The sequence below is a fragment of the Niabella ginsenosidivorans genome, assembly GCF_001654455.1.
Classification (GTDB): Bacteria; Bacteroidota; Bacteroidia; order Chitinophagales; family Chitinophagaceae; genus Niabella; species Niabella ginsenosidivorans.
Map to the genome: position 1 here is coordinate 3,907,238 of NZ_CP015772.1, position 12,749 is coordinate 3,919,986.

Annotated in this window: 8 protein-coding genes; 7 read left to right on the forward strand and 1 reads right to left on the reverse strand. The window is 46.3% G+C overall.

Features of this window, described 5'->3' with window-relative positions; all coding sequences use genetic code 11:
• Positions 1 to 105: 105 nt before the first annotated feature.
• The 6 genes from A8C56_RS16405 to A8C56_RS16430 all read left to right on the forward strand — a co-directional run bounded on the left by A8C56_RS16405 (position 106) and on the right by A8C56_RS16430 (position 10,203).
• Complete coding sequence (locus tag A8C56_RS16405) at positions 106 to 3,261, forward strand: SusC/RagA family TonB-linked outer membrane protein (protein WP_067758347.1); 3,156 nt, start codon at positions 106 to 108, stop codon at positions 3,259 to 3,261.
• A gap of 18 nt (positions 3,262 to 3,279) precedes the next feature.
• Positions 3,280 to 5,103 carry a RagB/SusD family nutrient uptake outer membrane protein gene (locus A8C56_RS16410; protein ID WP_067758350.1) on the forward strand — a complete coding sequence of 608 codons (1,824 nt, stop codon included), beginning with the start codon at positions 3,280 to 3,282 and terminating at the stop codon, positions 5,101 to 5,103.
• 206 nt (positions 5,104 to 5,309) lie between these two features.
• A complete protein-coding gene (locus tag A8C56_RS16415; protein ID WP_067758353.1) occupies positions 5,310 to 6,728 on the forward strand; it encodes a Gfo/Idh/MocA family protein in 1,419 nt (472 codons plus the stop codon).
• Positions 6,725 to 8,110 (forward strand): putative oxidoreductase C-terminal domain-containing protein, encoded by a 1,386-nt coding sequence (locus A8C56_RS16420; protein ID WP_067758356.1) that lies wholly within the window; start codon positions 6,725 to 6,727, stop codon positions 8,108 to 8,110. Before A8C56_RS16415 ends, A8C56_RS16420 begins: the two co-directional genes overlap by 4 nt.
• A gap of 6 nt (positions 8,111 to 8,116) precedes the next feature.
• Positions 8,117 to 9,367 (forward strand): DUF6807 domain-containing protein, encoded by a 1,251-nt coding sequence (locus A8C56_RS16425; RefSeq protein WP_067758358.1) that lies wholly within the window; start codon positions 8,117 to 8,119, stop codon positions 9,365 to 9,367.
• On the forward strand, positions 9,364 to 10,203 hold the full coding sequence (locus A8C56_RS16430) for a ThuA domain-containing protein (protein WP_067758360.1): 840 nt from the start codon (positions 9,364 to 9,366) through the stop codon (positions 10,201 to 10,203). Before A8C56_RS16425 ends, A8C56_RS16430 begins: the two co-directional genes overlap by 4 nt.
• A 36-nt stretch (positions 10,204 to 10,239) precedes the next feature.
• Here the strand turns inward: A8C56_RS16430 and pncA are convergent, their stop codons facing one another.
• Positions 10,240 to 10,830: a bifunctional nicotinamidase/pyrazinamidase gene (gene pncA / locus A8C56_RS16435; RefSeq protein ID WP_067758362.1), complete on the reverse strand. Its 591-nt coding sequence runs from the start codon at positions 10,828 to 10,830 to the stop codon at positions 10,240 to 10,242.
• A gap of 549 nt (positions 10,831 to 11,379) precedes the next feature.
• Here pncA and eno point away from each other — a divergent pair.
• A complete protein-coding gene (eno, locus tag A8C56_RS16440) occupies positions 11,380 to 12,672 on the forward strand; it encodes a phosphopyruvate hydratase (protein ID WP_067758364.1) in 1,293 nt (430 codons plus the stop codon).
• Positions 12,673 to 12,749: the final 77 nt, after the last annotated feature.

The following is a 12,749-nucleotide window of genomic DNA, read 5'->3' on the forward strand; positions in this document are numbered from 1 at the left end:
CGATTGAATATCGCCCGGTTTTTTCAAAAGCCCTCTAATCAAAAAACCTTTATACGCGCTCTGTTCAAATTCTAAACCCGATTTTAAACGATTAAACTTTCAGTAATGAAAAAGAGAAAAGCTAACAACCGCTTTAAGCGGCTTTTATTCTATGGCTGCCTGCTACTGTTTGGCAACCCGTTGTTCGCCCAGAAAGCCACACATATGGTTACAGGTCAGGTTCAGGATTCAACCAGGAAGCCTCTCGCTGGTGTTACTGTTTCTTTAAAGGGCGCTTCAAAAGCTACGACAACAGATGATACAGGTAAGTACAAAATAGAAGGAGTTGCGGAGAACGATATACTCGTATTCAGTTACACAGGATATACAGAGAAAGAAGAGAAAGCCGGAAAACGCAATACCATCAACGTACAGCTTTCAGGTACAGCAAGCTCACTTGATGAGGTGGTTGTGATTGGCTATGGTACCGCTCAGAAAAAAGACCTGACAGGTGCCGTTGCCCAGGTAAAAGCCTCAAGGCTGGAAAACGAAAACCCTTCAAGCGTGCAGGACATTCTACGGGGGAATGTGCCGGGCATCAATGTTTCCCAGGGCATTTCTGCAAAAGGTGTGGGAGATATTCTGGTAAGAGGCAAAACCTCTTTAAAAGCCGGCACCAGTCCTCTGATCGTTTTAGACGGAGTTATTTATCAGGGCCAGATGTCTGACATCAACCCTAATGATATTGCAACAATTGATGTTTTAAAAGATGCAAGCTCGGCCGCTGTTTTCGGATCAAAGGCCGCAAGCGGGGTGATCATCGTTACCACCAAGAAAGGAAGCACAGGAAAACCTCAGATCACTGTTAATACCAATGTAGGCTTTGCAGCGCTCTCGATGAACCAGCCGCTGTATGACGGCCCCGGTTTCCTGAACTGGCGCAGCGATGTATTTAAAAGCATGAACGCTGCCTCCTCTAAAAAATATATTTATGACAACCCCGATCATCTTCCGGATAGCGTTTCACTGGACCGGTGGATGGACGGGCTGACGGGCGACCCCACAGAAATATGGCTGACCCGCATCGGGTTAAAACCGGTGGAGATCGCCAACTACAAGGCCGGCAAAACAGTGGATTGGTATGATCTTATGTTTCAGAAAGGGTTCAGGCAGGATCATACCGTAAGCCTTTCGGGCCGGTCTGATGCGGTAAATTACTATATGTCTGTCGGATATACGGACAATAATGGGTTCATTACCGGAGACCGGTTCAAGACGTTGCGTTCCCGCATCAACCTTGAAGGAAAAGTAACTTCCTGGCTCTCTGCCGGAATGAACGTACAGTTTGCAGACAGGGATGAAAGCCAGGTACCGGTAAACTGGGACCAAATGGTCAATGCCTCTCCCTATGGTTCTATTTATAATGACGATGGGGTAACGCTAAGGGATAGTCCCAATGACGACATTGGTAATAATGCAAACCCGTTTATGGACAACACCTACACCAACCGGTTGCGGAAAACCAATACCCTATTCGGAACCCTGTACTTAAAGGGGATGCTTCCATACGGGTTTTCCTATCAGGTCAATTTCACACCCAATTTTGAATTTTACAGGTATTTTAATGGTATATCCGCAGATCATGTAAGCTACCGGGCCAGAGGTGGCTTTGCAGAACGGTTGACACAAACCACCTATAACTGGCAATGGGACAACCTGATCAAATGGAACCGCACTTTTGGCGAGCACCAGTTTGATGTTACTTTTTTAATCAATGCAGAAAAGTTTCAGTCCTGGCAGGAAGATATGCAGAATGAAGGGTTCACCCCCAGCGATGTGCTGAGCTGGCATAATATCGGAGCCGGCATCAAACCGATCATCACCAGCGATGACCAGGTAAGTACCGGCGATGCATTAATGGGCCGCCTGAACTATACTTTTAAGAACCGGTACTTATTAACAGCATCCGTGAGAAGAGATGGTTATTCAGCATTTGGACAGGGAAATCCCAGGGCTACATTTCCGGCCCTGGCAGCCGGATGGATTTTCACCGATGAAAAATTCATGAAAAATCAATCCTGGATCAACTATGGAAAGCTGCGCTATTCCTGGGGGATCAACGGGAACAGGGATATTGACCGGTATATTGCATTAACCAATCTGGCCACAGGCAAGTACCAGTACGTAACACCAGACGGAAAAGTGGTACTGGTATCCCAGTTATGGGTAGACAGGATGGCGAACCCGGGATTAAAATGGGAACAAACAACCTCTAATAACATCGGGCTCGATTTTGGGTTCCTGAATAACCGGCTGAACGGATCCGTTGATTTTTATCTGAAACAAACAAAAGACCTGCTGGTGCTGCGGTCGCTTCCCAATGTAAGCGGGTTCACCAACAGAATGGACAATCTTGGCGGAGTACAGAATAAAGGATTTGAGCTGGCTTTGAACTCGGTAAATATCCAGCATCAGAATTTCTCATGGAGGACCAGTTTTAATTTCTGGCTGAACAGGAATAAAATAACCAGTTTATATGGCTTGTCCAACGACTATGATGCAAACGGAAATGTGATCGGGCAAAGCGAAAAGGACGATATTGCCAATAAATGGTTCATCGGGCATGACATTGATGCCATCTGGGATCAGAAAGTTATTGGCGTATGGCAGGAATCTGAAAGAGCTGAAGCAGCAAAATATGGTGTGGCACCCGGGGATTTTAAAATTGAAGATGTAAATGGTGACGGAACCTACTCCGATGCTGACCGGCAGTTTTTGGGATATTCCACTCCCCGTTTCCAATGGACGCTCCGGAATGAGTTCACGATTCTTAAGAATTTTGAACTGGCCTTTATGCTGTATTCCAACTGGGGACAGTTAAGAGCTTATAACCAGGCAAAAAACAATTCCGGCTTCCAGGACCGGCAGAACTCATACATACTTCCTTACTGGACGCCGGAAAACCCAACCAATGAATATGCCCGTTTATTTTCCAGTAACGGCAGCGCATCCTATAGCGTGTATCGTAAAGCTTCCTTCATCCGGCTAAGTACTGTTTCCATTGCCTATAACGTTCCCAAAAAAATACTTGACCGGGCAAAAATAAAAGGGCTTAAAATCTACGCAGGAGTCAGCAATGTAGCTGTTTATTCTCCGGACTGGGATTTCTGGGACCCGGAATATGTACGGACAAAATCCGATTTTATCACGCTTAGCGATAATAATTACGGGCCCACACCGGCCCCGCGGAATTTCAATTTTGGCCTGAATGTAAATCTCTAATTTTAAAAACTTAGTGATATGAATTTTTTAAAAACATCCTTCCTCATCACTACGGCTGCAGTTGCAACAAGCCTGTTGTCCGGTTGCAAAAAAAGCTGGCTGGAAGCCAAGCCGTTATCCTTCTACACTCCCGGAAATGCTTATATTGATGCTAATGGTATGCGGGCTGCCCTGGTAGCCTGCGCCAGGAATACCCGCCTCGAATATTACGGCGACACGCCTCCCATTTTAACAGAGATGCTTTTCTCTGAAATAACGGTTGATGGCATTACTGATAAATCAGGGCCGGCACAGGACCTTAACCTTGTTATTAATCCTGATTTTGCGGCAAAGTATGATGACGCCGATCATGCACGGTTACTGTTTTACTGGCAGGAAGCCTATAAACAGATAAAGTATGCCAATACGGTAATTTCAAGGATTGATAGCGCACAGTACAGTTCCGAAGAAGAGCGCAATGCAATTCTTGGATCTGCTTACTTTTACCGGGCAGCAAAATATTACCGGCTCACACATCAGTTCGGAGACGTTCCCGCGGTGATGAAAGAAGAAACCGAGCCCAAGCTGGACTACTATTCCACCAAAAGGGAAGTCATCCTTAAAAAGATAAAAGCCGATCTGGAATTTGCAGATCAGTGGGTCACAGACAATGTGAACCGCGGGGAAGTAACAAAAGGTGCTGTAGATCATTTGCTGACCAAGGTAAACCTGGCCCTGGGCGATTTTGATGCGGCCATTGCCTCCGCAAGCAAGGTAATTGATGGCGGCGTTTACCAGTTGATGACCGCTCCATTCGGCAATACCAAGAAAAACGTGATCTGGGACCTGCACCGCCCGGAAAATAAATCCATAGCCGAAAATAAAGAAGGCCTGTATATGATCATCGACCGTTTCGGGGATGGAGCCTACGATGGGGGTACTTCAATCATGAGGCAGGCGGTACCCTATTGGGGCACTTATATTACCACCCCTACCGGCAAAAAAGGAACCAACGATGGTGTGATCAGCGGAATGGATCTCATTCAGTCAAACCTGGTGGGCCGGGGCATTGGCAGATGCCGGCCCACCAACTACAGTCAATACGAGATCTGGACCGATCCCAATGATCTGCGACATGCAAAAGGCAACTGGATGAACATGGAAGACCTGCTGTACAATGAACCTGAATTAAAGAAAAACAATGATCCGTATTATTTAAAACCTTTGCAACTGCGGGGTGCTAATGGATCATTACTTTGCTCAGATACCATCCGTTGCTGGTTCGGCTGGCCCCAGTATAAAACTTTTATACCGGACAATGAGCATACTCCTATGACGGGGGGCCATAGTGACTGGTACTTATTCCGTCTGGCTGAAACGTACCTGTTACGCGCAGAAGCCTATTTCTGGAAAGGGGACCAGGCCAGTGCGCTGGCAGATCTGAACAAAGTACATACAAGAGCCGGTGCTGCACCGCTTACCGGGCCTGTAACAATTGCCACCATCCTGGATGAGCGGGCCCGCGAGCTTTTTTATGAGGAGCCGCGTAAAACGGAGCTCACACGCATTGCTTATATTTTTGCAATGACCGGTAAACCTGCCGACAACGGAAAAGTGTACCACCTGAACAACTTTTCTGACGACAATTATTTTTATGACCGGGTAAAGGCCAGGAATAATTTCTACAGGGATGGAGTGATCACCAATCACAATGACAAATACACCATCAGCCCTTACCATGTATTGTGGCCGGTGCCCTCCAGCGCCATCCAGGGCAATATCAATGGCAGGATTAACCAGAATAAAGGGTATGTGGGTTATGAGCTCAATAAACCGCCATTAGACACGATCCCGGATGCATAAAACCGTTCTTCCCAAAAGAAAAACCGGCAATACTTCTTTCCTTACATTTGAAGTAGTGCCGGTTGCTTAAAAGTTTTATTCTATTAAAAAAATGCTTTATACAAAACGCTCATCCCTGATACCGCCCTTAATGGTTTTTACCTGCTGGCGTTTTGTTTACAGGCTATTAAGAATACAGGTTCTTCCTGATTAAAATTTCATACAATATGAAACATGTAAAAAGCAGAAGACAGTTTCTCAAAAGTTCCGTCAAAATTTCGGCGGGTGCGCTGCTGCTTCCCCGGGCACCCTTGATTGTTCCCGCTTCCTTTTTTACAAAAGATGCCCCCAGTAATAAGATCAACATCGGGCAGATCGGTTGCGGGCGTATTGCTGTTACGCATGACCTGGCAGAAACCTTCAAACATGATGCAGCAAGAATTACTGCCATGGCTGATGTTGACCGTTACCGCCTTGAAAACGGTAAAAGCCGTATTGAAGGGTGGTATGCAAAGAAAACCGGCCGTTCAAATTATATTGATATAAAAATTTATGACAACTATCAGGAGTTACTGGCTCAAAAAGATATTGACGCGGTCATCATAAGCACACCGGATCACTGGCATGCGCAACCCGCCATGGAGGCGGCTTTGGCGGGCAAGCACATTTATTTGCAAAAGCCTACTTCCCTTACCATTGAAGAAGGCCGGTCTATGAGCGATGTGGTGCGCAGGTCCGGCGTCACCTTTCAGTTAGGCAGCCAGCAACGCTCAGTCAGCCCCTGGCCCCAGTTTAAGAGGGCCTGTGAACTGGTACGGAACGGCCGCATCGGAAAACTACATACAGTCCATGTTGGCCTGCCTGCTGACCCGCCGGGCGGCAACACAACAGAAATGCCTGTTCCTGCAGGTTTTAACTATGATCTGTGGCTGGGCTCTACTCCATACATTTACTATACGCAAGACCGTGTACATAACCAGAAATATATTGAGTCGCGCGGAGGATGGCTGCGGATGGAGCAGTTTGGCGCAGGCATGATCACCGGCTGGGGCGTACATCACATTGATATAGCGCACTGGGGCATGGATACGGAACTCACCGGGCCCATTGAAGTTGAGGGTACCGCAGTATTTCCAAAAACCGGTTTATGGAATGTACACGGTGATTATGAAGTAACGGCAAAATATGCCAACGGCGTCACCCTGCTCATCAACAGTAAAAACCCAAATGGCGTCCGGTTTGAGGGCAGCAATGGCTGGATCTTCGTTTCAAGGGGCGATGTGGGCGTAACCGCTACCGATCCCGGTGGCAAGCAACAGGAGGCATTTAAAGCAAGCGATCCTAAAATATTAACCTCAGTAATAGGTCCTAATGAAACACACTTATATGAAAGCCCGGAGCAGCATGCCAACTGGCTCAATTGCATCATCAATAAAAAACCAACCATCAGCCCCGCAGAAGTGGCGCACCGTTCCTGCAGCGCATGCCTTGTAGCGCATGCCGCTATGAAAATGGGCGCCCGGCTCTACTGGGATCCGCAAAAGGAGGTCTTTAAAGATAATATTGAAGCTAATAAGCTGCTTTCAAGACCGCAACGCGCACCTTACGGAACAAATTATGTACTGGATAAAATAAAAAACAAATGAAACCATTAACGCTATTTTGCATGCTGGCAATACTGATCACCGCCTGCAAAAACAAAAAAACAGAGCAGGCAGCAAACAAAGAGCTGATCAGGCTTCTAACACTGGACCCCGGTCATTTTCATGCTGCATTGGTACAAAAAGAAATGTACCCGAATGTAGACAGTAATGTGTATGTATACGCCCCTCAAGGTCAGGACCTGGATCTTCATTTAAAAAGGATAGATGCCTACAATGCACGCTCAGAGCATCCTACCCACTGGAACGAGCACGTATATACAGGCTTCGATTTTTTCAATAAAATGATCACTGAAAAAAAAGGGAATGTGGTGGTAATGAGCGGCAACAATCTAAAAAAAGCGGAATATATCTACAATACGATAGACGCGGGGATGAATGTACTGGCTGATAAACCAATGGCCATCGACAAAGCGGGTTTTGAGCTGATCAAAAATGCTTTCGCCAAGGCGTCTCAAAAAAATGTTTTCCTGTATGATATCATGACAGAACGGTTTGAGGCTACCAATGAATTACAGCGTGCATTTGCCCGTATAAAAACGCTGTTCGGGGATCTTGAAAAAGGCACTCCGGACAATCCGGCCGTTACCAAAGAAAGCGTTCATTACCTGTATAAATCAGTTTCAGGTACCGTACTGCAACGACCAGCCTGGTTCTTTGATATCTCCCGGCAGGGAGAAGGCACGGTAGATGTGGCTACTCATCTTGTGGATCTGGCACAGATCGAGTGTTTCCCGGAACAGGCCCTGGATTACCAGAAAGATATTGAACTACTTTCTGCAAAACGATGGACAACGCCCGTAACGCTAAGCCAGTTTGCTGAAATAACAAAAGAACCCGCTTTCCCTGATTACCTGAAAAACAATGTAAGCAGCGATACGGTTTTAAACACTTATTTTAATGGATCCTTTACCTATAAGCTCCGGGGTGTTACTATTAAGATAACCGCTACCTGGGCCTATAAAGCGCCGGAAGGGTCAGGCGATACCTATTATTCGGCACTGCGGGGCACAAGGGCTTCTTTAATTATCCGCCAGGGACCGGAGCAGCATTATCACCCCGTTTTATATATAGAGCCGGCAAAAAAGAAGGATGCGGATTTTGAAAAAGACCTGAACAACGCCTTAGCAGAAATACAGGCAAATTATCCCGGCATCGCAATAAAGAAAGCCGTAAAGGGATGGCAGGTACTTGTTCCTGAGAAATACGATACCGGTCACGAAGCGCATTTCGGGCAGGTAATGCAGCAATACCTCCGGTTCTTAAAAGAAAAGAAAATGCCCGAATGGGAAGTGCCGAACATGATCGCAAAATATTATACGACCACATCCGCCCTTGAAATTGCCAAAAAATCCGGGACAAAATAACAATGTATGAACAGATTTTTATCTTTTGTACTGGCCTGTTTTATCGTTGCTCCTTACGGGGCCAATGCACAACGGATCAATAGCTGGCAGGTCACTACCACCGGTAAAGAAAATTTCGCGATTCCAATGAGCATCGACCTGGATGCCATTACTTTTGAAGCAGACAGTACGCTCCAACTGGTTGAAACCACCGGAGGTAAAAGAATACCCGTTCCTTTTCAAACAGAAACAAACGGAAGGCGCAGGCTCTGTTGGCTGCTCACTCCCGGCAGGCAAAGGACCCGCTCGTATGAACTGGTAAAAGGAAAGAGCGCCCCTGCCCCGTCAATGGCACCGCTTATTGAAAACGGTGCCGTTACGCTCAGGAACGGGAATCAGTCTTTATTGCGTTATCATTTTGAAACCGTATACCCGCCAAAAGGAGTGGACACCGCGTATAAACGCAGCGGGTTTATACATCCCCTCTGGACGCCCAACGGAGAAGAGCTTACCCGCATCAACGCGCCTGATCATTACCACCACTGGGGGCTATGGAACCCCTGGACACATGTTTTATTTGAAAAAGACACTGTTGACTTCTGGAACCTGAAGGACCGGAAAGGCACCGTTCGCTTCGGGGGATTTGCAGGCATTTTTAGCGGTGCTGTTTATTCCGGGTATCAGGCATTGCATCAGCACATCGTTTTTAAAAAAGACGGATCAGAAAAAACAGCAATGAACGAATTGCAAACCGTAAAGGTCTATCGTTCCGAAGAACCGGATGCGGGCTATTATATCATGGATATCACTGTTCAGCTCAGCTGCGCCGGCAACAGCCCGGTAAAGCTGCTGGAATACCGTTATGGTGGTCTGGGAATACGGGCAACCGCTGCCTGGAACAAAGATAACAGTATTATTTTCACATCAGAAGGAAAAGACCGTAAAGAAGCTGATGGCAGCACGGCAAAGTGGTGTGTTGCAGAAGGCCGGCTCAACCGGCAATACGGCGGGCTGGAAATGATGAGTTATCCCGCCAACTACAATTACCCCGAACCCCTGCGCGTATGGCCTGAAAATATGAACCAGCGGGGAGATGTATTCCTCAACTTTTCTCCAACAAAAAACAAGGACTGGTTGCTGGAGCCCGGGAGGCAATACCTTTTGAGATACCGGTTCCTTGTATTTAACAACCGGCTTACAAAAGAAAAAGCAGAAGAAGCCTGGCAGGCCTTCGCCCATCCGCCAAAAATTCATATTAACCAACCTGTTAAGAAATGAAAAGATTTTTATCCCTGTTACTTGTTATCAGCATCAATATTCAAGGCTTCCATTCCGATGCACAGACTGTAAACTGGAAAAAAGTAAAAATACTGGTATATACCAAAAACGGCAAAGGATATGTACATGACAATATACCTTATGCAGCGGCAGCCCTGCAGCGCCTGGGCATCCGATATGGGTTTAAGGTTGATACCAGTGCTGATCCTGCTGTGATGAACGAAAGAAATCTGCAGCAATATACCCTGCTGGTATTTCCCAGCACCAATAATGATGTATTTGATACCGATGAACAGCGGGTGGCTTTCAGAAGATATATGGAAGCCGGTGGCGGATTTGTTGGCTTACATTCCGTAACCGGAACAGAACGTAACTGGCGCTGGTTTAAAATGATGCTGGGCGGCACTTTCTCCTGGCATGCACATTTCCAGAGATTTACGGTTCGTATCATAGATCCCCGGCATCCATCCATGCAGGGCCTGGCGCCCATTTGGCAAAAAGAGGATGAATGCTATTTTGAAAAAGAACTGTATCCCGGTCCTAAGGTGCTAATGGTTCACGATCTGCGCACCATTGACACTACTAACGCCCGGGAAAAACAGGTATTCCTGAAAAACAAGGGCTATTACGGCGATTTTTACCCGGCCGTATGGGAACAGCAGTTTGATGGAGGGCATATATGGATCACTACGCTTGGACATGATAAAAAGGATTATAAAGACCCGGTATATTTAAAGCATCTCATAGGCGGTATCCGTTTTATTGCCAGCCGGGTTAAGATCATTGACTTTAAAAAAGCCTATGCCACGCACCGGGACGATGCGATAAGGTATTGACCGGTTCATTGCAGATCAGCAGCCCGTTATTCCCGTTTAAAGCAACACACCTCCTTTTTTAATAAATACTTTCTTTAACTGATCATAATTTCCGGCGTCAATAGGCAATACCGCCCTTTCAAGGATCACAGCCTGCATGCCCAGCTCCAGGGCATCTGTTGCCGTAAAATAAACGCAAAAATCAGCCGCCAGGCCGCAAACATGCACTTCACTGATGCCCCTGTCTTTTAAATACCCGTCCAGGCCCGTTGCCTTTAGGTGCCCGTTATCATAAAACCCGCTGTAGCTGTCAATTTCCGGGTTCATCCCTTTCCGGAAAACGGCCTCTACCTGGTGCTGGTCGATCTCTTTATGGATCTCTGCTCCATGAGTACCCTGCACACAATGATCCGGCCACAATGTCTGCTCCTGACCGTTCAGCTCTGTTATTTCAAATACCTTTTTGCCCGGGTGTTGGGAGGCAAAGCTTTTATGATCCGCCGGATGCCAGTCTTGTGTGGCCACCACCAGTTCATAATCTTTCTGCAACCGGTTAATTATCGGGATCAGTGCATCACCACGGCCAACGGCCAGTGCGCCACCCGGCAAAAAATCATACTGCATATCTACAATGATCAGGCATTTCATAGCATATTCATTTAAAAAGGAAAGATAGGGTATAGAATTGAGATGTCAGCATTCAGTTTGTCAGTATTCAGTTATCAGTTGTCAGTGTTAATCCCTGCTATTGACCATCCGCTATGAACTATTGAGAATTGAGTATTGAGTATTGAGCATTGAATATTGAGTATTCAGCATTCAGTTATCAGTTGTCAGTGTTAATCCCTGCTATTGACCATCCGCTATGAACTATGAACCATCAGCTCATTGAGTGTTGAGTATTGAGTGTCAGTTATCAGCATTCCGTAGTCAGTTGTCAGCCTTTAACGCCCCCTACCAGCTATTAACTACTTTACTATCCACCACCCGCCCCTACTTCTTACTTGCCACTTGCCACCCCATTTTACATTCCAAATTCAATATTCCACATTTTACATTTATCCTTCTCCCCCTTTTACATTTCTTATTCCTTATTTATTATTTTACATTTTTTCCCCATAGTGTTCCCGTTACGCAAAGGATTAAGTAACTTGCAGCCACTAAATCAAATTTTAAAAATTATTTTAATTTCTTCCAATGAGTTACATTTCAGAGGTATTCGCAAGACAAATTTTAGATAGCCGCGGCAACCCTACTATTGAGGTAGATGTTCTAACAGATGAAGGCGCTTTGGGCCGCGCTGCTGTTCCAAGCGGTGCCAGTACCGGTATTCATGAAGCAGTTGAATTAAGGGATGGCGACAAGAAAAAATATTTAGGCAAAGGAACCCTTAAAGCAGTAAAAAATGTAAATAACACCATCGCGCCGGCATTATTAGGGTATGATGTGGCGGATCAAACTGGGATCGACCAGCTGATGATCGAACTGGATGGCACTCCCAACAAAGGAAAACTGGGCGCCAACGCTATATTAGCCGTAAGTATGGCTGCTGCCAAGGCCGCCGCTGAAGAAGCAGGATTACCCTTATACCGTTATGTAGGCGGTACCAATGCCAAAACATTGCCCATCCCTATGATGAACATTTTAAATGGCGGAGCACATGCTGATAATAAGATCGATTTCCAGGAATTTATGGTCATGCCTGTTGGGGCTTCTACGTTTAGCGAAGGCCTTCGCTGGGGCGTGGAGATCTTCCATGCATTAAAATCCGTTTTAAAGAAAAAAGGCTTCAGCACCAACGTGGGCGATGAAGGCGGATTTGCGCCTAATATCCAAAGCAATGAAGAAGCGATCGAAACTGTATTGGCAGCTATTGATGCAGCAGGTTACAAAGCCGGCTCCCAGATCGTTATTGCGATGGACGCGGCCAACAGTGAGCTTTGGGATGCCAAAAAGAAAAAATATGTATTCCACAAAAGCAGCGGTAAAGCGCTTAGCAGCGATGAACTGGTAAAATACTGGGAAAGCTGGGTAAAACAATACCCCATTGCAAGCATCGAAGACGGTATGGCAGAAGACGACTGGAAAGGCTGGGCAGCTCTTACAGAAGCCCTGGGCAGCAAATGCCAGCTGGTGGGCGATGATCTTTTTGTAACCAATGTAGAGCGTTTGCAGCAGGGTGTTGATAAACACATTGCCAACGGGTTACTGGTAAAAGTAAACCAGATTGGTACCATTACGGAAACCATCAACGCAGTTACCCTGGCACAGCACAATGGTTATAATACCATTATGAGCCACCGGAGCGGTGAAACAGAGGATACGACTATTGCGGACCTGGCGGTAGCATTAAACTGCGGGCAAATTAAAACGGGTTCCGCAAGCCGTACCGACCGCATTGCAAAATACAACCAGTTGATCCGTATTGAAGAACAACTGGGTGAAAGCGCGGTTTATCCGAAAGGAAGGATTAAATTTGGTAAAAAATAATTATCAGGCCGGCTGTAATGCTCATGGCAGCTTTGTTGCTACGCTCAGTTTATCGTCCCGTTCACAGGGCAGCAGTC

Bases quoted from the DNA above. Each gene is read 5' to 3' on its own strand.
- A8C56_RS16405 (WP_067758347.1), top strand. From the start codon at position 106: ATGAAAAAGAGAAAAGCTAACAACCGCTTTAAGCGGCTTTTATTCTAT.
- A8C56_RS16410 (WP_067758350.1), top strand. From the start codon at position 3,280: ATGAATTTTTTAAAAACATCCTTCCTCATCACTACGGCTGCAGTTGCA.
- A8C56_RS16415 (WP_067758353.1), top strand. From the start codon at position 5,310: ATGAAACATGTAAAAAGCAGAAGACAGTTTCTCAAAAGTTCCGTCAAA.
- A8C56_RS16420 (WP_067758356.1), top strand. From the start codon at position 6,725: ATGAAACCATTAACGCTATTTTGCATGCTGGCAATACTGATCACCGCC.
- A8C56_RS16425 (WP_067758358.1), top strand. From the start codon at position 8,117: ATGAACAGATTTTTATCTTTTGTACTGGCCTGTTTTATCGTTGCTCCT.
- A8C56_RS16430 (WP_067758360.1), top strand. From the start codon at position 9,364: ATGAAAAGATTTTTATCCCTGTTACTTGTTATCAGCATCAATATTCAA.
- pncA (WP_067758362.1), bottom strand. From the start codon at position 10,830: ATGAAATGCCTGATCATTGTAGATATGCAGTATGATTTTTTGCCGGGT.
- eno (WP_067758364.1), top strand. From the start codon at position 11,380: ATGAGTTACATTTCAGAGGTATTCGCAAGACAAATTTTAGATAGCCGC.